Raw genomic sequence first — 20,403 nt, forward strand, 5'->3', positions numbered from 1 at the left:
CACGATGAAAGCCGCGGTGCTGCACGCACCGCATGTGCTCGAGGTCGACGACGTACCGATTCCGTCCATCTCCGAGCCCACCGATCTGCTGCTGAAGGTCGAGAAGACGGCCATCTGCGGCACCGATCTGCACCCCTACGAGGGCCGCCTGGAACTCGAGTCCGACATCATCCTCGGTCACGAATTCCTCGGCACCGTCGTCGAGGTCGGCGACGCCGTCACCCAGTTCAGCGAGGGCGACCGCGCCGTGTCGTCGTGTGTGGTCAGCTGCGGTGCGTGCTACCAGTGTCGCCGGCACCAGCCCGGCAACTGCGCCGGCAGCCGCATCTTCGGCCTGGGCCTGGCGCTCGGTGATCTCGACGGTGGGCAGGCCGAGTACGTGGTGGTGCCCTCGGCCGACCTGACCGCCCGCGCCATCCCCGAGGGCGAGAACATCGACGACGAGGACATCCTCTTCGCCGGGGACATCATGACCACCGGCCACGAGGCCGTCGCCCGCGCGATGCGCGCCGGCGACATTGTCGCCGTCGTCGGTGCCGGTCCGGTCGGGTTGTGCGCCGCGATGTCGGCGGTCGCACTCGGCGCGAGCAAGGTCATCGTCGTCGACAAGGTCGCCGCGCGACTGACCGAGGCCGAGAAGTTCGGCGCCATCGGCGTCAACTCCGGCGAGGTCGACGGCACCGACGCGGTGCTCGATCTCTCGGATTGGCGGGGCGCCGACGTCGTCGTCGACGCCGTCGGCCATCCGTCGGCACTGCTGGCCGCGATCCCGTTGTTGCGTGCCGGCGGCACGCTCTCGATCCCCGGTGTCTACACCGAGGAGTCGATCGACGGATTCCCCTTCGCCGAGCTCTATCTCAAGGGCGTGAAGGTGGAGATGGGCGTCAGTCACATCACCGAGTACATGGACGAGGTCATCGGACTGATGACCGCGGGCAAACTCCATCCGAGCGCGATGATCTCCCACCGCATGGGCCTGTCGGAGGCAGCCGATGCCTACAAGCTCTTCGAGGCCCGCGAGGCCATGAAGATCATCCTGGATCCGTCGAGGTAGACACATGACAAGTATTGACGTGCAACACCATGCACTGCACATCGACGGCAAGGCCGTCGACACCGACGAGTCGATGACCATCGTCAACCCGGCCGACGCCTCGGTGGTGGCGACAGTGGCCAAGGGCACCGCGAGCCACATCGACGACGCGGTCGCCGCAGGCAAGGCGGCCTTCGAATCGCGGGTGTGGGCCGGCAAGTCCCCACAGGAGCGGGCCGCGATCATGCGGGCGATCGCCGACGCCGCCAACGACCAAATCGAAGAACTCGTCGAGCTGGAGATGTCGGCCAACGGCGCCACCGTGCGTCAGGCCACCGGTTTCCACATCGGATATGCGTTGGCGCACTTCACCTTCTTCGCCGATCTCGCCGACACCTACCAGTTCGTCCGGCCCGCCCCCGTGGTCACCTTCCCCGCGCTCGCGCAGAGCGTGGTGCACCGTGAACCCCTGGGCGTCGTCGGTGCGATCGCACCGTGGAACTTCCCGCTGCTGCTGACCCTGTGGAAGGTGGGACCGGCTCTGGCAGCAGGGAATTCGGTGGTCGTCAAACCCGACGAGCACACCCCGCTGTCGATGCTGCGATTCGCCGAGATCGCCGAGGCCAACGGATTGCCCGCCGGTGTCCTCAATGTGGTTCCCGGCGACGGGCGCGATGCCGGTGCCCGGCTGGCCAGCCATCCCGACGTCGCCAAGATCGCCTTCACGGGATCGACCCAGATCGGCCGGGAGATCATGAAATTGGCGTCGGGCACGGTCAAGGAGGTCACCCTCGAACTCGGCGGCAAGGGGCCGTCGATCGTCCTCGACGACGCCGACCTCGACCTCGCCGTCGACGGTGTGCTCTACGGCTGCTTCACCTACTCCGGCCAGATCTGCGAGTCGGGGACGCGGGCGATCGTGCCGCGCAGCCTGCACGACGAGTTCGTGACCCGGCTGGTGGAACGCGCATCCACGATTGCCGTTGGCGCGCCCGATGATTGGGACACCGACATGGGTCCGGTCATCGACGGCAAACAGCAGGCCCGGATTCTCGCCTACATCAACGACGCCGTCGAAGCCGGCGCACAGGCGGTGATCGGTGGCGGCGTTCCCGAGGGCGAGCAGTTCCAACGCGGCTACTGGGTGGCGCCGACCATCCTGACCCACGTCGACAACTCGATGCCGGTGGCGCGGGAGGAGATCTTCGGACCCGTCCTCACCGTCATTCCCTACGACACCGACGACGAGGCCATCGCCATCGCCAACGACAGCGAGTACGGCCTGGCCGCCAGCGTGTGGACCACCGACAACGGCCGCGGGCTCGCCGTCGCCGAACAGGTCCAGACCGGCAGCGTGTGGATCAACGACGCCCACCAGATCAACGCGCAGGTCCCCTTCGGCGGTTACAAGCAGAGCGGTGTGGGTCGAGAACTCGGCCCCGATGCCCTCGACGCCTACACCCAGGCCAAGGCGGTCCACGTGGATCTCTCCGGTGGCCGTGACGCCAAACCGTACGACATCCTGCTCAGTCACGCCGACGACTGAGCGGCCGCACACACCGACAGCCCAACGATCGACAGGACACCCCTCATGTCAACAACTTTCGACGACGCCGACCTGAGTTTCGACGACGACGACGGTGACGTCGTCCCCAGCAACGACGTCGCGGCGACCCGCGAGTACCACCCGGTCAACATTTCCTCCGATGCGTTCTGGGACCAGGACGCACCCGTGCGGGAGAAGGTGTACGCCCAGCTGCGGGCCACCGCGCCGGTGACCTGGCAGCCGGCCCTGGAGACGACGGTCGTCCCCGATCCCGACGATCCGGGCTTCTGGGCTGTGGTCAAACACGAGCACATCACCGAGATCAGCCAGCACAACGATGTGTTCGTATCGAGCTACGGCGTGATGGCCGACATGTTGCCGTCGATGTTCCTGGAAATGGCCATGTCGTTCCTCGCAATGGACAACCCGCAGCACGACAAGATCCGCAAGCTGGTCAGTGCGGCGTTCACGCCCAAACAGATCCGCAAGATCGAGAACGACATCGCAGCGCGAGCACACCGTATCGTGTCCGCGGTCGCCGATCGGGACGAGATCGACTTCGTCGCCGACATCGCCCGACACCTGCCGATCGAGATGTACGGCGACATGTTCGGCATCCCGGAAGACCGCCTGGTCGCCGTCGGCCACGCGGCCGATGAGATCACGGCCTGGGCCGATCCCGAGTTGCTGGCCGGGAGGGACCCTGCGGAGGTGCAGACCGAGGCCGCGCTGTTCATCCATGACCTGGCCGAGGAATTGATTGCCGACCGCCGCGAGAACCCGAAGAACGATCTGGTCACGAACCTCGTGCAGGCCGAGGTCGACGGCGAGAAACTGACCGACTTCGAGATCGGTGCCGTGATGACCCTGTTCTCGGTCGCGGCGACCGACACCACGCGCCACACCACGAGTTTCGCGGTGAAGGCGTTGACGGACTTCCCCGAACAGCGGGCGTGGTTGTGGGAGGACTTCGAGGGCCGGATCAACCAGTCGATCGAGGAGTTCCTGCGGTGGGGGTCGGTGGTACTGACGTTCCGCCGTACCGCTGTTGCCGAGTACGAGCTCGGCGGCCAGCAGATCCTGCCGGGCGACAAGGTCGTGATGATGTACGGGTCGGGTAACTGGGACACCGAGGTCTTCGACGACCCCGACACCTTCGACCTGCAGCGCAGCCCCAACCCGCATGTCGTTTTCGGTGGTGGCGGTGTGCATTACTGCCTCGGCAACCAGTTGGCCAAGTCGATGATGCGGTCGCTGTTCCGGGAACTGCATCAGCAGATGCCGGATTTCGTTGCCGGTGAACCGAAGCTGATGCGAACCAACTTCATGCGCGGCGTCCTGGAGATGCCGTTCTATCCACACGGGAGGAAGTGATGACCGTGGCGACGACAGGTTGCCGGATCAAGGTGGACATGGGCCGATGCTCGGGACTGGGCTTGTGTGAGGCCGAGGCCCCCGATCACTTCGAGATCGGTGACGACGGGCAGCTCACCGTGCTGTCCTTCGACGTCACCGACCGCGATCGCGACGAGGTCGAGGCCGCGGTGCGCTCCTGCCCGACACAGGCGATCACGATCGAGGACTGACGTGAGTATCGATCACCTCGTGGTGGTGGGTGCCGGACTCGCAGGCATTCGTGCCTGCGAGTCCGCACGGCGTGAGGGGTACCTGGGTGCTCTGACCCTGGTCGGAGCCGAGGAACACCTGCCCTACGACCGGCCGCCACTGTCCAAGGAACTCCTGATGGGACCGGACGAACCGGCCATTCCGGAGTTGCGTGAACGCGAGTTCCTGGTCGACGAACTCGGTGTCGAGGTCCGCACCGGTGCGCCGGCGGTGGGCCTGGACGTCGAGTCGCGCAAACTGGCGACCGCGGCCGGCGACATCGGTTACGACGCACTGATCATCGCGGTCGGCGCGCATGCGCGCCGGCTTCCCGGAAGCGACGGCGTCGGCGGGATTCACACGGTGCGTACCTACGCCGACACCCAGTCGATCTGGCGGGCCCTGCGGTCCTCGTCGCGCGTGGTGGTGGTCGGCGCCGGATTCATCGGCGCCGAGGTTGCCTCGGCGGCAAGAAAATTGGGACTCTCGGCGACGATCGTCGAGGCCGCCCCGGCGCCGCTGACGCGGTCACTCGGCATCGAAGGCGGTGCCCTGTGCGCAGATCTGCACGCCGCCAACGGAACCGAACTGATCCTCGGTGTGGGGGTGGAGGGCTTCCGGACCGGGATTGTCCAGACCGGGGATTTGCAGACTGGGGATTTACAGACTGGGGAATCCCGGGTGACGGGCGTGGTGCTCTCCGACGGTCGGGTGCTCGACGCAGATCTCGTGGTCGTCGGCGTCGGCGCGATTCCGTCAACCCAATGGCTGGCCGATTCCGGTGTGGCACTCAATGATCGCGACGGTGGCGTGGAGTGCGACGAGTATCTGGCCGCGCTGGGTGTCGACGGGACGCCGATTCCGGGTGTGTGGGCGGCCGGTGACGTCGCCCATTGGCCCAACGGATTGTTCGACCGCCGCATGCGACTCGAACACTGGACGAGCGCGGCCGAGCAGGGGGCGCTGGCGGCACGTAATGCCCTGTCGGACGGCGATCTCACCGCGTATCAGACCGTGCCGTACTTCTGGTCGGACTGGTACGGGGTGCGGTTGCAGTTCGTCGGGGTGCCGCACACCGACGAACTCCTGGTGCAACACCGGGCCGACAAGACCGGCGGAACCGTGGTGCTCTACCGCGAGGCCGACACGCTCGCCGGCGTCCTGACCATCGGCCGGCCGGACCTCATCATGAAGTATCGGCGGCTGGTGTCGAAGCGGGCGTCGTGGGCGGATGGGGTGGCGTTCGGTGCCGCCCACTGCTGAACGGCTGGGACCGCGGAGTCCGTCTCGGACTCCGCGGTCACTGTCCGTTCTCGTTGAACCAGAACGCGGTCGCCTCGGATCGATTGGCGGCCTGAAGCTTTCGCAGAACGTGCTTGACGTGCTGTTTGACGGTGCCCTCGGAGATCACGAGCTCGTGCGCGATGGCACCGTTCGTGCGTCCCTGGGCCAGCAGTGCGAGGACCTCGAGTTCGCGGGCGGTCAACCCGGCGTCGGCGATGCGACGCGAGCGAGAGGCGCGCGGCGCGGCCGGGTTCGGGGTGTCGGCGAACACCGGCTCGTCGTAATCCGGGATGAGACTGCGGCGTACGGAAACGCTGTGGGCCTCGTCAGCGGTCTGGCCGATGGCGTCGGTGATCGACTGCAGTCCGGTGCGCAGGGTGGCGAGCTCCTCGCTCATCCGGGCGCGGCTCAGTGCGAGTCGCAGGCTCTGGGCGAACCCCATGAGCAGTTGGCAGTCCTCGCCGGTGACGTCGCCGCTCTGCCGGTACTTGTCGGCGTGCAGCAGGCCGACCACGCGCCCCTCGGACACGATGGGTGCCGCCACGTACGACCGGGACAACGAGACCTCGGCGATCGGGCGATTGACCCGGACGTCCTCCTGCACGTCTGTGACGAGCAGGCCTTCACGACGGCGCACGATCTCGGTCTCGTGGATCTGGGGCCCGAGGGTCTGGGGGTTCTGGCGCCCGGCCTGGTTGATCGCGTCGGACCACTCGGGCTCGTCGGGAACGTAGGCACATTCGGAGGTCCAGAGGCGTCCGTCGACCCGCGAGATGATCGCGCGGTGAAAACCGAGCTCGCAGATCAGTTGCGGGGCGAGGGTGACGATTTCCTCGGTGCTGCACGGCGCGGCCTCGAGTTGCGACACCGCGTCGGCGAGGCGTGCGGCGATGCCGGTGCGTTCGTCGAGGCGGTCGACGAGCAGACGGTCCACGGACTGGAGTTTGGCCAGCCGGGCGCTCAACTCCGGCGACAGCTCGCCGAGTTCGGTGTCGAGTACGGACGCGAGATCCGACCATGCCTGCTGGAGAAGGTGTTTCACCGGAATAAGGTTCCGGTCGGCGTCGCCCACGTGCTCACGCAGTGCGGCCAGGATCTCACGCGAATCCACAAGCGGCCCTGCGTCAGAGGAGGTGGACGCCTTCGCTCTGACGATGTGGTGCATCTACAAGACTCTACCAACGTGTGTTGTCAATCACATAACCCGTTCACGACAGAAGGAAAACATGTATCCAGCAATTCACGCGGCGCGTACTCCCGATAAGCCGGCGATCATCGTCGGTGACACCGGCGACATTCTCACCTACGCCCAACTCGAGCGTCAATCGACGCAATTGGCCAACGCGCTGCGCGCCGCCGGTTTCGTCGACGGTGACGTGGTCGCGTTGCTGAGCACCAATGCCGTCGAGGTGTTCGTCGTGTACTGGGCCTGCCTGCGTAGCGGGCTGTATCTCACGCCGGTGAATACGCATCTGTCGCCCGGCGAGATCGCCTACATCGTCAACGACTGCGGTGCGCGTGCGCTCGTCGCGTCGGCGGATCTCGCCGAGGCGGCCGCGGCGGCCCGGGCCGAGTGCGCGAGCCTCGAGATCGCACTGTCCTTCGATCCGCGAGTCGGCGACGGTGAACGTGGCGAGTTGATCGAGGGATTCGGCGATTACGCGGAGTTCGTGGCGAGCGGGTCGCCCGAGGCGCCCGACCATCAGCGGCGCGGCAACGACATGCTTTACAGCTCGGGGACGACGGGACGGCCGAAGGGGGTCAAGCCGCCGCTGCCCGAGCGGGAGGTCGGCGATCCGGGTGACCCCTATGTGATGGTGTTCGGTGGCACCTATCAGATGGGCCAGGACACCGTGTACTTCTCACCGGCACCCCTGTATCACGCAGCGCCGCTGCGTTTCGGGATGATCACACAGAGCCTCGGTGGCACCGTGATCACCGTCAAGAAGTTCGACGCGCAGCAGTGCCTCGAGCTCATCGAGCGGTATCGGGTCACCCACACCCAGTGGGTGCCCACGCATTTCGTGCGCATGTTGCGGTTGCCGGCCGAGGTGCGGGAACGCTACGACGTGTCGAGCCTGACGCACGCGGTGCACGCGGCCGCGCCGTGTCCGCCGGAAGTCAAGAAGGCGATGATGGACTGGTTCGGTCCGATCCTGCACGAGTACTACTCGTCGACCGAGGCCAACGGCATCACCATGGTGAATCCGGTGGAATGGCAGACCAAACCCGGCACCGTCGGACAGGCGAAACTCGGTGTGCTGCACATCTGTTCCGACGAGGGCGTCGAACTGCCGGTGGGGGAGTCGGGCACGGTGTACTTCGAACGCGACGCGTTGCCGTTCAGCTATCACAACGATCCGAAGAAGACGGCGTCGGCGCAGCACCCCGAGCATCCGACGTGGACCACGACCGGCGACATCGGTTATGTCGACGAGGATGGCTACCTGTTCCTCAACGACCGCAAGGCATTCACGATCATCTCCGGTGGCGTCAACATCTACCCGCAGGAGATCGAGAACTGCCTGGCCCTGCACCCCGACGTCGACGATGTCGCGGTGGTCGGTGTGCCCGATCCGGAGTACGGCGAACGTGTGCTGGCGGCGGTGAAGACGGCGCCGGGCGTCGTCGGCGGCGACGACGTGGCGCAGCGATTGCAGACCTTCGTCCGAGAACACCTCGCGGGGTACAAGGTGCCTCGGGAGTTCCGTTTCGTCGATGACCTGCCGCGTACCCCAACCGGGAAGCTGGTGAAAGGGCCGCTGCGCCAGAAGTTCTCGACCGATCAGGCCGGAGTGTGAGACTCCGCGAGGGACGACGATCCGCAGAGAGGAACTCGAGGTAGACCATGGGTGTCGAGGTGAGTGTGGCGAATCTGACGAAGTCGTTTGGTTCGCAGAATATTTGGCGTGATGTGTCGTTGACCTTGCCGGAGGGTGAGGTGTCGGCGTTGTTGGGTCCGTCGGGTACCGGTAAGTCGGTGTTCTTGAAGACGTTGATCGGTTTGCTGCATCCGGAGCAGGGATCGGTGGTTGTGGATGGCACCGACATCACCCAGTGCTCGGCGAAGGAACTCTACGAGATCCGCAAGTTGTTCGGTGTGTTGTTCCAGGACGGTGCGCTGTTCGGGTCGATGAGTTTGTATGACAACATCGCGTTCCCGCTTCGTGAGCACACGAAGAAGAAGGAGAACGAGGTCCGCGACATCGTGATGGAGAAGATCGACCTGGTCGGTCTGGCCGGTGCCGAGGACAAACTCCCGGGTGAGATCTCCGGTGGTATGCGTAAGCGTGCCGGGTTGGCGCGGGCGCTGGTGTTGGATCCGCAGATCATCTTGTGCGACGAGCCGGACTCGGGTCTGGATCCGGTGCGTACCGCCTATATTTCGCAGTTGTTGATCGATATCAATGCGCAGATCGATGCGACGATTCTGATCGTGACGCACAACATCAACATCGCTCGGACGATTCCGGACAACATCGGGATGTTGTTCCGCAAGGAGTTGGTGATGTTCGGTCCGCGGGAGCAGTTGTTGACCTCGGAGCAGCCGGTGGTCAAGCAGTTCCTTTCCGGTGATCGGTTCGGTCCGATCGGTATGTCGGAGGAGAAGGACGAGGCTCTGGTCGCTGCGGAGGCGGCGATGGCGGCGGCCGGGATCTCCGGTGGTGGCACGAAGGAGGATTTCACCGAGATCATTCCGCAGGTCCAACCGAATCCAGGTATGCCCGAACGCAAGGCGGTCGCCCGTCACCGCGAACGCGTCCTGGAACTGCTGCCGTCGCTGCCGGAAAACGCTCAGCGCGCGATCCGCGAGTCGATGGCGCAGGAGGACGAGATCCGCGCCCAGGCACAGGCCCACGGTCGTCATGCCGGTGACGACGAGCCGACTGTGGTCCTCGACGCGGTGGTCTGACAGCTCATGATGACCGTCAGGACTGGTCGGTCGGCCGATGCCGACCGGTCCTGGCGGCTTCGCGATTTCGCCGGGCGCATCCGGCGACGCTGTTAGCGTTACGACGTCACCGATCACGCGCCGAAGGAGCCAACGATGTCACTCCGCGAAGTCGAGTTCACCTCGAGTAATCAACGGGACACGATCTACGGGTGGATCTACGAGCCGGTGCGTCCGGCCCGGGGCATCATCCAACTGATCCATGGTCTGGGCGAACACTCGCGACGGTATCTCCCGCTGATCACCAGGTTGTTGGATGCGGGGTTCGTCGTGGCGGCCGACGATCACGCCGGGCACGGTAAGACGGCGATGTCGTCGGGCATCTGGGCCGACGCCGGTGATCGGGCCGATCAGGTGGTCGTGGACGATGAACGCTCGCTGCGTTCGATTGTGCGCGAACGTCATCCCGATCTGCCGTATGTGATCTTCGGGCACTCGTGGGGGTCGATGATCGCGCGCGGACTGGTGAGTGGGGACAGTGATCAGGTCGACGGGCTGATTCTGTGTGGTATCGCAGCGGGGATTCACGGGATCGAGAATCTGCTCGACCGCGAGGCTCTCGCCGCCGAGACCGATACTGCTGCACCTGCGTCCGAGGCGTACGTGGTGTCGATGTTCGACGGGTTCATCTCCCGCTATGAGCCGGGATCCGGCCCGACGGCGTGGGTGGCCCGCGACCCCGACGTCGTCCGTGATCACGCCATCGACCCGCTGAACAACTTCGGTGCCCCGATGTCGGTGCGGTTCCTCCGCGGATTCGTCGACCTCTACGACGCCGCCAATGCTGCCGACTGGTACCGGTCGATACGTGCTGATCTTCCGGTGTTGATCCTCGCCGGCGACGGCGACCCGGTTACCAACTTCGGTGAGGGTGCCTACCATGTGGCCAATCAGCTTGCGCTGAGCGGACATCCGGACGTCCGCACCCGTGTGTACACCGGCTTCCGGCACGAGGTTCACAACGAGCCCGAGATCCGTGACGAAGTAGCCGGAGAGATCATCGATTTCGCGAGTCGCTGCGTCGAACGGTGACCTGAACCCGGGTTCCGCGCCACCGTGGACCGAATCCAGCGCCGGTGCAGTCGGTCTCGAGGCTCGCCGCACGCGGCTCGCACCTCGACCAGCGGGGGATGACGCAGGCCATCGAAGGATGCTCGCGTCTTTCCCGCCTGACGATCGGATGCTGACGCCCTTCCCACCCGGTGGCCGCCCTACCCGATGGACGGGCCCTTCCCGCCCGATGGTCGAGGTGCCGAGGAGCGCCAGCGACGAGCCTCGAGACCTCTTGTGCCGAAGGGATTCCGGGCCACGGGCGGCAGGACCACCTCGACCATCGGGAGGGGACTATCACTATGGAGTTCTCAAACAACAGATGCGGTCCCGGCCAGGCCGGGTGCGGGGAATCAGGTTGTGGGGCAGCGTGGGTCAGGCTGCTGCGTCGTCGAGTCGCATGGTCCGGCGGTGATACGACGGCACTGGTCGTCGTTTCGGGTCGATGCTGGCGGGTGGGATCAGCCAGGGGTGTCGGTCGAATCCCATGATGATGTCCCACCCGTGGTGGTGCACATCGTCATGGCAGCTGGTGCAGAGTAGGCAGCCGTTGTCGAGGTCGGTGGGACCACCATCAGCCCAGTGATGCACATGGTGTGCTTGGCAGCGTCCGGCGTGTGCTCCGCATTTGATGCATCCGCGATCTCGCACCAGTAAGGCTTTGCGTTGTCCGGGGGTGAAGAAGCGTTTTTCTTCGCCAACACTGAGCGGTACCCCGTTGGGATCGAGCATGATTTTGGTGATGGTGGTGTCGCACGACAATAGTTTGGCGGTGGCTTCGGTGATGGCGCCCATGTTCTGTAAATCCCCACCGAGTGCCGGGTTGTCTGCTGACCAGGTCCATAACAGTCCGTTGGTGGGTTTCGCCGAGAAGGTGGTGTCGGCCAATCCTTGTGCCGCCAACTCCACGATCGTTTCGAACGCGGCGGCGCAGATCTGTTCGGGTGTTCGCGGGTCCGGCGACCCGTCGGGTTGAGGCTTGGGCGCCGACAAGGTTTCCATCAAAGTTCTGGTTTTCTCGCCGGCGATGATGTCGAGGTTCGCCGAGATCTCCAACCGGCCGTCGTCGGTGATGCGGTCGGTGTAGGAGTTGATCGACTTGTCCTCGGCGGCCGGCAACCCGCCGGGTGTTTCGGCCGCCAACTCGTTCCCCAACTGTCGCGCGTAGATGTTGATCTCGGCGGGGGTGAAGCCGGCAAAGTAATGCGACAGCAGTTTCCGCAGGAACTCGCACCGTTGCACGGTGTCGAGGGGTTCGGGGGACCGGGTGTCGATGTGCGCCAACCCGCGGATGATGGCGTCGGTGTGTTCGGAGGAGATGGACCCGTCAGCGGCATGCGCGAGCAGTAGATCGATGTCGCCGGTGGCAGCAATCCGCACGTACCGGCCTGCGACGGCAGGTGCGCAACCCATGCTGATCAACAACTCTCGTAGCCGGGTGGTCTTGTGATCGGCCACTCCCAGGCGATCCATCTCGCCGGTGAGGGTGGTGGCGTGATGATCGATCAGGTTCCGCAACAGCAGTACTTGTTTCATCGCACCGAAGGCTTGTGGCCCGGTCATGTCCGGATTCCATTGCAGGTCGCTGAGTTTGTCTACGACCGCGGCGAAGATTGCCTCGGCGTCAATATCTTTGGCGTCAAGAGTTGTGGTGGTGTCGATCATGGGCCCCTCCCCGGTGGCTGATCGGTGCGATGGCTCCAGTCTACATCGCCAGTGTGTTCGACGCAAGGGGTGGTTTGATCAATTCTGCTTGTGGACAACGTATTTCGGCGCCGATTTTCTGTCGGTGGGGTGTGGTAGGGGTGCGGTTTTCGTTTTGCCATGCGTTCGATGTGGTTGTGGAGCTTGTTCTCTCGCCGGGTCTCGAGGCCCGGCGCCTGGGGCGCCGTTCACCTCGACCATCGAGGGAAGAGTCCCGGCCGTCGGAGTGATGAGTTCGCGGCTTCACTTTGCGGACGCGGCTGGTGCAGCGGGGGCGTCTGCGAGTTCGGCTCGCGGGCGGCGTCTGAGACGGTGGATGTGGTTGGGAAGCTTGTTGTCTCGCCGGGTCTCGAGGCTCGCCGCACGCGGCTCGCACCTCGACCATCGGGGAGAAAGGTCCTCGGCTATCGGGCCGGGTGGGTTGTTCGTCCATCGGGGAGAAGGATCCTCGGCTATCGGGCCGGGTGGGTTGTTCATCAATCGGGGGACGGGTTCTCGGCTGTCGGGCCGGGTGGGTTGGTCGACCATGGGGGGAGTTTTCGGCTATCGAGTAGAGCGGGTTATTCGACCATCGGGGGAGGGTCTCGATTAACGATGAGGAGGGGCGGGGACGACACGGGCGCCCCTCGCAGCAGCGAGGGGCGCCCGTGGTGGATGTGGTGGTTACAGTCCGAGGGTGGAACGCATCTGGGCAACGGTCTCGCGATAGCGCGCGACGTTGGCCATCTTGATGCCTTCGTAGCCGCGAACCATGTCCGGCAGGGCCGCAAGCTCGACGATCGACGAATGCTGTTGCGGTGTCACCGAACCCGACTCCCAGGCGGCGACGATCGAATCGACCAGGGAACGATACTCGCCGATGAGGGCGCGTTCGGTCCGGCGGATCTCGTTGTAGCCGAAGGGATCGAGGCGGGTGCCGCGCAGCCGCTTCATCTTCGCCAAGGTGCCGAGGCCGGGCTTGGCCCACGCGCCGAGCGACATCTTCTCCTTCATGCCCATGGCCCGCAGGGTCGGCGGGTGCAGACGCACCGCGACTTTCGCGTCGGCGCCGTACTGGTCGGCGACCTGCGCGGCGAACGTCGGGTCGGCGGTGAGCCGAGCCACCTCGTACTCGTCCTTGTAGGCCATGAGTTTGTACAGATTGCGAGCCACCGCGTCGGTCAGCTCGTCGCCCGCGCTGCTGCGATGTACTCGTGCGACGGCGTCGAGGTACTCACGGGCGTAACGCTCGTCGGCGTAACCGACGAGATCATCGACGCGCACCGCGATTGTGTGTGCCAACTCGTCGTCGATGCTGCCGAGAGCGGCCACCTGCGACTGCGCCCACTCGCTCGGCTCGGGGGCGGTCACCACCGGATGCAGCCGTGCGATCTCGGCGCGCACGGCATCCGGGTCGGCCACGACCTGACGCCCCCGGCGGAAGGCCTGGGTGTTGGCCGCCACGGCGACGCCGTTGAGACCGATTGCGCGCTCCACGGATTCGGCGCTGATCGGCAGCGCGCCGGCCTGATAGGCGGCGCCCACGGCGAGCATGTTGGCGTACTGCTCGTGACCGAACAGCTCTGTCGAGAGCGCTCCCGGATCGAGGTAGACCGTGCGTGCCACCCGCGAGTCGATCACGTCGTGGATCTGTGCGTCCGAGGGGAATCCGACCGAGGTGTCCACGACCATCGAACCGGTCGGGATACGCGTGGTCGATACCACGGCGGTGGTCCGGTCCGGGGCGGTGACCTTGAGGTTGACCGCGTCGGCGGCGACCAGGGAATCGCACGCGAGGTACAGGTCGCACGTCCCGGAGGCCACCTTGGCGGCCAGCTCGATCGGCCGGTTGGAGATCTTCACGTCGCTGACCACCGCACCGCCCTTCTGGGCCAGCCCCGTCATGTCGACGGTGCGCGCGGCGTGGCCGTCGAGAGTGGCTGCGGTCGCCAGGATCTGGGAGATGGTGACCACGCCGGTACCACCGATGCCCGTGATCCGCAGCGTCGCCACATCGGTGCCCGGACCCGTGAGTGCTCGCGTGACCGTCGGCCGCGGCAAGGAGTCGGCGGCGAGTTCGGCCGCCGTCGCGTTCTGTGTGCGGTCGGTGGTTCCGGGGGTGACGGTGACGAACGATGGGCAATCGCCCTTGAGGCACGAGTAGTCGAGGTTGCAGGAACTCTGATCGATGCGGGTCTTGCGCCCGAACTCCGTCGGAACAGGATGCACCGAGAGACAATTGGACTTCTCGCCACAGTCGCCGCAGCCCTCGCAGATGCGCTCGTTGATCATCACCCGAGTGGTCGGGGTGTCCAGGGTGCCGCGCTTGCGCTTGCGGCGCTTCTCCGCTGCGCACGCCTGATCGTGGATCAGGACGGTCACACCCTCAACGGCCGCCAGTTCGCGCTGGACGTCGGCGAGTTCGGAGCGATCACGCACGCTCACCCCGGAGGGCAAGGCGTTCGCCTTGGTGCGCGACGGGTCGTCGGAGGTGATGACGATACGTCCGACGCCCTCGGCGAGAAGCAGATTCGTGATCTCGGCCAGGCTGAAGCCACCGACGGGATCCTGGCCGCCGGTCATGGCGACCGTACCGTTGTAGAGCAACTTGTAGGTGATGTTCGCGCCCGCTGCCACCGCCGCGCGGATGGCCAGTGATCCCGAATGGGTGAAGGTGCCGTCGCCGATGTTCTGCACGAAATGATCGGCCTCGACGAACGGCGCCATGCCCAGCCATTGCGCGCCCTCGCCGCCCATCTGCGTGACCCCGGCGACGTCGCCGACCTGGTGGGGGTCCATCAGCAGAACCATGGCGTGGCAACCGATTCCGGCGCCGACGAGGGTGTTCTCGGCCACGTGCGTCGAACTGTTGTGGGGGCATCCGGAACAGAAGTACGGGGTGCGCACGGCCAGCGGCAGTTCGATCCGCGTGCGCCGACGGCTGCTGCGGTCCAGCCAGTCGATCGCGGCGTCGACGTGATGGTGTCGCGCCAACCGCATGGCCAGACCCCGGGTGACCGCGTCGACGTCGAGTTCGCCGAAGCGCGAGAACAGTGTGGACCCGTCCTCGTTGACCTTGCCGACGATGTGCGGGGCGATGGGGTCGCGGAACAGGATGTCGCGCATCATCGTTTCGATGAAGTCGCGCTTCTCCTCGACGACGATCACCTCGTCGAGACGTCCCGACGCCGTGTCGGTGATGAAACGCCGCAAGATCTCCTGCTCGAGCGGGTACACCATGCCCAGCTTGAGGATTCGGATTCCGAGGCGATTGAGATCCGCCTCGGTCAGCCCCATCAGATGCAGGGCCTCGCGCACGTCGAGGTAGGTCTTGCCCGCGGCGACGATGCCGATGCGATCGTCGCTCGAGCGCACTGTGATCCGATTCAGGCCGTTGAGGCGGGCGTACTCATGGGCCCGAGGCATCCGGATGGTGAGCTGATTCTGTTCCAGCTCCATCAGATTCGCGCCGAGAAGACGCCCCGAGGGAACGTGCGGGCTGCGTCCGAGGCCGCCGTATTCGGGGGTGATGCGGGTGGGGTCGAGCTGCACCGTCGAGGCGCCGTCGGCGACGTGTGCGGAGATCTTCAGCGACGTCCACAGTCCGCTGACGCGGCTCAGGTGGGCGGCGTGGACACCGAGGTCGAGGATGTCCTGGGAGTCGGCCGGGTACAGGATCGGGATGTAGAGGTCGGCCAGTGCCATCTCCGAGGCGCACGGCACGGTCGAACTCTTCGCGCCGGGATCGTCGCCGACGAGGGCGACCGCGCCGCCGTCGGGGTGGGTGCCGATGATGTTGGCGTGCCGCAGTGCGTCGGAGGCGCGATCGAGACCCGGAGCCTTGCCGTACCAGTAGCCGACCACACCCGAGCGTGGCTTACCGGCGTTGTCGGGAGCCAGCCCGGTCACCTGAGCGGCGACCTGCGACCCCATCACCGAGGTCGCGGCGAGCTCCTCGTTGAGACCGGGGCGATGAACGATGTCGAGGGGCTCGAGCAGTGCACGACGCTTGGCGAGTTCGAGATCGTAACCGGCGAGAGGGGAGCCCTCGTATCCGGAGATGAAGGACGCGGTGCGCTGATTCATGCGGCGATCGACGAGCGCTCGATCGCGCACCATGCGGACGAGGGCGGCAATGCCGCCGAGGAAGACGGTGCCCGATTCGCGGACGTAGCGGTCTTCGAGTCCGCTGGTCGCGGGGGCATGCGGGGCGAGGGTCATGGGTTCTACCTGGCCTTCTGTAGTTGTGGCGCGCGACTCCCATGGGTGGGGAGACGCAGGTGCGGTTGGCCCGTGGGTGGTGGGCTCACCATCACGATACGAAAAATCGTGATCGTCGTCACGTCGGCTGGGACAATGGCATCTGCGTGACACCGCGCAGGCGGGTGCGTTACAGTGAGTTCAGTTAATCACCACTAACTGAAAGGTGGGTCGGTGGGTTCCACAGTCACCAGCCCGACGCAGACCGCGCCGCAGAACCGGTCCACGTCGCGCGATGAACACCTGGCCAACGTCGCCGCCCTGCGGCAGGCCCTCGCCACGGCCGCGCGCGGCGGAGGCGAGCGGGCCCGCGAACGCCATGTCTCGCGCGGCAAACTCCTCCCGCGCGACCGCGTCGACGGACTACTTGACGTCGGTTCGCCTTTCCTCGAGGTGGCGCCGCTCGCCGCCCACGCCATGTACGAGGGCAAGGTCCCCTCGGCGGGTGTCGTCGCCGGGGTCGGGCGGATCGCCGGGCGCGAATGCATGATCATCGCCAACGACGCGACGGTCTCGGGCGGCACGTACTACCCGATGACCGTCAAGAAACACCTGCGCGCCCAGGAGATCGCCGCGGCCAACCGCCTGCCATGCATCTACCTCGTCGACTCCGGTGGCGCGATGCTGCTGCAACAGGACGAGGTGTTCCCCGATCGCGAGCACTTCGGTCGCATCTTCTTCAACCAGGCCACCATGAGTGCCGCGGGCATCCCGCAGATCTCGGCGGTCCTGGGTTCGTCGACGGCCGGCGGCGCCTACGTACCGGCGATGAGCGATGAAACCGTGATCGTGCGCAACCAGGGCACCATCTTCCTGGCCGGCCCACCGCTGGTGAAAGCGGCCACCGGAGAAGACGTGTCGGCCGAGGATCTCGGCGGCGGGGCGATGCACTCGTCGGTCTCCGGCGTCACCGACCACCTCGTCGACAATGACGAGCAGGCCCTGGCGAAGGTACGCGAGATCGTCGCGACCCTCGGTCCCCGTGACCCCGCGCAGTGGGAGCTCACCGCAGCCCGGCCCTCGACACGACCGCAGACCGACATCTACGACGTCGTCCCCACCGATCCGCGCACCCCCTACGACGTGCGCTCGGTGATCGAGATCCTGGTCGACGCAGGCGAATTCACCGAATTCAAGGCCAACTACGGCACCACCCTGGTCACCGCGTTCGCGCATCTGCACGGCCATCCGGTCGGCATCATCGCCAACAATGGCGTGCTGTTCAGCGAATCCGCGCTCAAGGGAGCACATTTCATCGAGCTGTGCGACCAGCGACGCATACCGCTGATCTTCTTGCAGAACATCACCGGCTTCATGGTGGGACGCGCATACGAAGAAGGCGGAATCGCCAAGAACGGCGCCAAGATGGTCAACGCGGTCGCCTGTGCCCGGGTGCCCAAGCTGACGGTGATGATCGGCGGCTCCTTCGGGGCCGGTAACTACTCGATGTGCGGCCGCGCTTACTCGCCACGGTTCCTGTGGAGCTGGCCCAACGCGCGGATCTCGGTGATGGGTGGCCCGCAGGCCGCCGACACCCTGGCCACCGTGCGCCGCAACCAGATCGAGCGCTCCGGCGGCGAATGGTCGTCCGACGAGGAGGAGACCTTCAAACAACCCATCCGGGAGCAGTTCGAGCAACAGTCCGACGCTTACTACTCGACCGCGCGCCTGTGGGACGACGGCATCATCGATCCCGCCGACACCCGCACCGTGCTCGGACTGGCGCTCGAGGCGTGCCGATACGCGCCGCTGACCGAACCGCGCTACGGCGTCTTCCGGATGTGAGGGCTACACACACATGACCACGACTTCTGACATCCGCTCCAGCACAGCACCATCCACGCCGACCACGGGAGCGGCCGACCCCGCGGCCGCCGTGGTGACGCCCATCAGGACCGTCCTCGTCGCCAATCGCGGTGAGATCGCCTGCCGCGTCATCGCGACACTGCGCCGGTTGGGCCTGCGTAGCGTCGCCATCTACACCGACCCCGACGCGCACGCCCGCCACGTCCGCGAGGCCGACACCGCCGTGCATCTCGGATCGTTGGTGGCCCCGGGAGAACCACGCTCGGCAGGTAACTATCTCGACATCGCCGCGGTGGTGCGCGCCGCGCAGGCCACCGGTGCCGACGCCGTGCACCCGGGCTACGGATTCCTCTCGGAGAACCAACAATTCGCCGACGCGCTGGCTCGCGCGGGGATCGCGTTCATCGGGCCGCCGGCGTCGGCGATCGCGACCATGGGCGACAAGATCACCGCGCGCGCGGCGGTCACCGAGCGCGGGGTGCCGGTGGTACCCGGACTGTCGCGACCCGGACTGACCGATGACGATCTCATCGCCGCCGCACCGGAAATCGGCTTCCCTGTGCTGATCAAGCCGAGTGCGGGCGGCGGCGGCAAGGGCATGCACCGGGTCGAGCACCCCGACGCCCTGCCCGATGCGCTGGCCCGGGCACGGCGGGAGGCGTCGGCGGCCTTCGGCGACGACGCGCTGTTCCTCGAGCACTTCGTCGACACCCCGCGCCACATCGAGGTACAGGTCCTCGCCGACACCCACGGCCACGTCATCCACCTCGGCGAGCGGGAGTGCTCGCTGCAGCGCCGTCATCAGAAGGTCATCGAGGAGGCGCCGTCGGCGCTGTTGGATGCCGCGACGCGGGAGCGGATCGGACAGGCCGCCTGCGACGCCGCCCGCAGCGTCGGCTACACGGGTGCGGGAACGGTCGAGTTCATCGTGTCCGCCCACCGACCCGACGAGTTCTTCTTCATGGAGATGAACACCCGCCTACAGGTCGAGCACCCGGTGACCGAGATGGTCACCGGAATCGACCTGGTGGAACAGCAGATTCGCGTCGCGCGGCGCGAGGTGCTCGCGATCGCGCAGGAGGACGTGACACTGGTCGGTCATGCGATCGAGGCACGCGTCTACGCCGAGGACCCCGCCAACGGCTTCCTGCCGACCGGCGGCGAGATCGTCTCGCTCGCCGAGCCCGACACCGCGGCCGGCCAAGGGGTGCGGGTGGATTCGGCGATGCTGCCCGGCCTCGTCGTCGGCAGCGACTACGACCCGATGCTGGCCAAGGTGATCGCCCACGGCGGCGATCGCGCGGAGGCCATCGAACGCCTCGACCACGCGCTGAGCGAGACTCGTGTCCTCGGTGTGGTCACCAACATCGACTTCTGCCGCTTCGTACTGGCCCGCCCGGAGGTGCGCGAGGCTCGCCTCGACACCGAGCTGCTCGACCGGCTGGCCGCCGGCTACGCTGCGCCCGAGCCCGTTCCGGAGGCGCTGGCGCTGGTCGGTCTCGCCCGCGTCGGCAACCGGCGCGCCGACGACGTGTGGGACAGCCAGGTCGGTTTCCGGCTCGGCGCGCACGCACCGGTCGTCAGCAGGCTCAGTGCGGGTACCCACCGGCGCGAGGTGTCGGCGGAGGTCCACGGCGCCGACGAACGCTGGATCACCGCCGACGTCACCATCACCACCACACCCGATCCCGACGAGGGCACCCCGGCCGCGGATGAGACTGCTGCGGACGAGAACACGGCACAGCCGTGGACCGCGCGCGTGGAATACCTTGCCCAGCACGCCACCACGAGCGGCCGGACCGCACGGCTGATCGTCGACGGCATCAGTCAACAGTGGTCGCTCGCCGAGATCGGCGACCAGTGGTGGGCCTCCGGGCCCGCGGGCACGTGGATCGTCGAACTGACCCGCACCGTCCTCGACGCCGACGCCGCTCAAACAGCAGGCACCATCGTGAGCCCGATGCCCGGCACCGTCGTCGCGGTATCGGCCGCCACCGGCGACGAGGTCGGCGCGGGCACCGCGATCGTGGTGGTCGAGGCGATGAAGATGGAACACACCCTGACCGCACCGATCGACGGGACCGCCACCGTCTCGGTCGCCGTGGGCGACAAGGTCTCCGCCGGTCAGCAACTCGCCCACATCGACAGCCCGGCCCCCACTCCCGACGCCGCATGACAAGCTCG

At 66.2% G+C, this 20,403-nt stretch carries 13 protein-coding genes; 10 read left to right on the forward strand and 3 right to left on the reverse strand.

Features of this window, described 5'->3' with window-relative positions:
- Positions 1-4: 4 nt before the first annotated feature.
- The 5 genes from AC5ZH6_RS06485 to AC5ZH6_RS06505 are packed head-to-tail and all read left to right on the forward strand — an operon-like array spanning position 5 to position 5,447.
- Positions 5-1,054 (forward strand): alcohol dehydrogenase catalytic domain-containing protein, encoded by a 1,050-nt coding sequence (locus AC5ZH6_RS06485; protein ID WP_240524242.1) that lies wholly within the window; start codon positions 5-7, stop codon positions 1,052-1,054.
- A 4-nt stretch (positions 1,055-1,058) separates the two neighbouring features.
- Positions 1,059-2,579: an aldehyde dehydrogenase family protein gene (locus tag AC5ZH6_RS06490; RefSeq protein ID WP_276115952.1), complete on the forward strand. Its 1,521-nt coding sequence runs from the start codon at positions 1,059-1,061 to the stop codon at positions 2,577-2,579.
- A gap of 45 nt (positions 2,580-2,624) precedes the next feature.
- Positions 2,625-3,953, forward strand: coding sequence for a cytochrome P450 (locus tag AC5ZH6_RS06495; protein WP_094602390.1), 1,329 nt, complete (start codon positions 2,625-2,627; stop codon positions 3,951-3,953).
- Positions 3,953-4,165 (forward strand): ferredoxin, encoded by a 213-nt coding sequence (locus AC5ZH6_RS06500; RefSeq protein ID WP_094602391.1) that lies wholly within the window; start codon positions 3,953-3,955, stop codon positions 4,163-4,165. The genes AC5ZH6_RS06495 and AC5ZH6_RS06500 overlap by 1 nt, the downstream gene beginning before the upstream one ends.
- A 1-nt stretch (position 4,166) precedes the next feature.
- A complete protein-coding gene (locus tag AC5ZH6_RS06505; protein WP_094602392.1) occupies positions 4,167-5,447 on the forward strand; it encodes an NAD(P)/FAD-dependent oxidoreductase in 1,281 nt (426 codons plus the stop codon).
- Positions 5,448-5,484: 37 nt separating this feature from the next.
- Here the strand turns inward: AC5ZH6_RS06505 and AC5ZH6_RS06510 are convergent, their stop codons facing one another.
- Positions 5,485-6,633, reverse strand: coding sequence for a LuxR C-terminal-related transcriptional regulator (locus AC5ZH6_RS06510; RefSeq protein ID WP_079932166.1), 1,149 nt, complete (start codon positions 6,631-6,633; stop codon positions 5,485-5,487).
- A gap of 61 nt (positions 6,634-6,694) precedes the next feature.
- Here AC5ZH6_RS06510 and AC5ZH6_RS06515 point away from each other — a divergent pair, with 61 nt between their 5' ends.
- The 3 genes from AC5ZH6_RS06515 (at position 6,695) to AC5ZH6_RS06525 (ending at position 10,452) form a co-directional block, all read left to right on the forward strand.
- Positions 6,695-8,269 (forward strand): acyl-CoA synthetase, encoded by a 1,575-nt coding sequence (locus tag AC5ZH6_RS06515; RefSeq protein ID WP_288336372.1) that lies wholly within the window; start codon positions 6,695-6,697, stop codon positions 8,267-8,269.
- 47 nt (positions 8,270-8,316) lie between these two features.
- Positions 8,317-9,381 (forward strand): ABC transporter ATP-binding protein, encoded by a 1,065-nt coding sequence (locus tag AC5ZH6_RS06520; RefSeq protein WP_094602394.1) that lies wholly within the window; start codon positions 8,317-8,319, stop codon positions 9,379-9,381.
- A gap of 135 nt (positions 9,382-9,516) precedes the next feature.
- Positions 9,517-10,452 (forward strand): alpha/beta fold hydrolase, encoded by a 936-nt coding sequence (locus AC5ZH6_RS06525; protein ID WP_288337317.1) that lies wholly within the window; start codon positions 9,517-9,519, stop codon positions 10,450-10,452.
- A gap of 393 nt (positions 10,453-10,845) precedes the next feature.
- Here the strand turns inward: AC5ZH6_RS06525 and AC5ZH6_RS06530 are convergent, their stop codons facing one another.
- Together AC5ZH6_RS06530 and AC5ZH6_RS06535 are read right to left on the reverse strand one after the other, a co-directional pair.
- Positions 10,846-12,135, reverse strand: a complete 1,290-nt coding sequence (locus tag AC5ZH6_RS06530; protein WP_496168693.1) for an HNH endonuclease — start codon at positions 12,133-12,135, stop codon at positions 10,846-10,848.
- 702 nt (positions 12,136-12,837) lie between these two features.
- Entirely contained in the window at positions 12,838-16,374 is a 3,537-nt protein-coding gene (locus AC5ZH6_RS06535) for an indolepyruvate ferredoxin oxidoreductase family protein (RefSeq protein WP_020172140.1), read from the reverse strand.
- Positions 16,375-16,587: 213 nt separating this feature from the next.
- Between AC5ZH6_RS06535 and AC5ZH6_RS06540 the strand changes: the two genes are divergently transcribed.
- Positions 16,588-18,198 (forward strand): carboxyl transferase domain-containing protein, encoded by a 1,611-nt coding sequence (locus AC5ZH6_RS06540; protein WP_496168694.1) that lies wholly within the window; start codon positions 16,588-16,590, stop codon positions 18,196-18,198.
- A 91-nt stretch (positions 18,199-18,289) separates the two neighbouring features.
- The gene (locus tag AC5ZH6_RS06545) at positions 18,290-20,395 is read left to right on the forward strand and encodes an acetyl/propionyl/methylcrotonyl-CoA carboxylase subunit alpha (RefSeq protein ID WP_496169183.1); all 2,106 of its coding nucleotides are present in this window, start codon (positions 18,290-18,292) and stop codon (positions 20,393-20,395) included.
- Positions 20,396-20,403: the final 8 nt, after the last annotated feature.

The sequence above is a fragment of the Gordonia sp. YC-XJ4 genome, assembly GCF_059511865.1.

Excerpts from the sequence above, each read along its gene's own strand:
- AC5ZH6_RS06525 (WP_288337317.1), top strand. The coding sequence starts at position 9,517 with ATGTCACTCCGCGAAGTCGAGTTCACCTCGAGTAATCAACGGGACACG.
- AC5ZH6_RS06520 (WP_094602394.1), top strand. The coding sequence starts at position 8,317 with ATGGGTGTCGAGGTGAGTGTGGCGAATCTGACGAAGTCGTTTGGTTCG.
- AC5ZH6_RS06500 (WP_094602391.1), top strand. The coding sequence starts at position 3,953 with ATGACCGTGGCGACGACAGGTTGCCGGATCAAGGTGGACATGGGCCGA.
- AC5ZH6_RS06510 (WP_079932166.1), bottom strand. The coding sequence starts at position 6,633 with ATGCACCACATCGTCAGAGCGAAGGCGTCCACCTCCTCTGACGCAGGG.
- AC5ZH6_RS06485 (WP_240524242.1), top strand. The coding sequence starts at position 5 with ATGAAAGCCGCGGTGCTGCACGCACCGCATGTGCTCGAGGTCGACGAC.
- AC5ZH6_RS06490 (WP_276115952.1), top strand. The coding sequence starts at position 1,059 with ATGACAAGTATTGACGTGCAACACCATGCACTGCACATCGACGGCAAG.
- AC5ZH6_RS06495 (WP_094602390.1), top strand. The coding sequence starts at position 2,625 with ATGTCAACAACTTTCGACGACGCCGACCTGAGTTTCGACGACGACGAC.
- AC5ZH6_RS06515 (WP_288336372.1), top strand. The coding sequence starts at position 6,695 with ATGTATCCAGCAATTCACGCGGCGCGTACTCCCGATAAGCCGGCGATC.
- AC5ZH6_RS06535 (WP_020172140.1), bottom strand. The coding sequence starts at position 16,374 with ATGACCCTCGCCCCGCATGCCCCCGCGACCAGCGGACTCGAAGACCGC.
- AC5ZH6_RS06530 (WP_496168693.1), bottom strand. The coding sequence starts at position 12,135 with ATGATCGACACCACCACAACTCTTGACGCCAAAGATATTGACGCCGAG.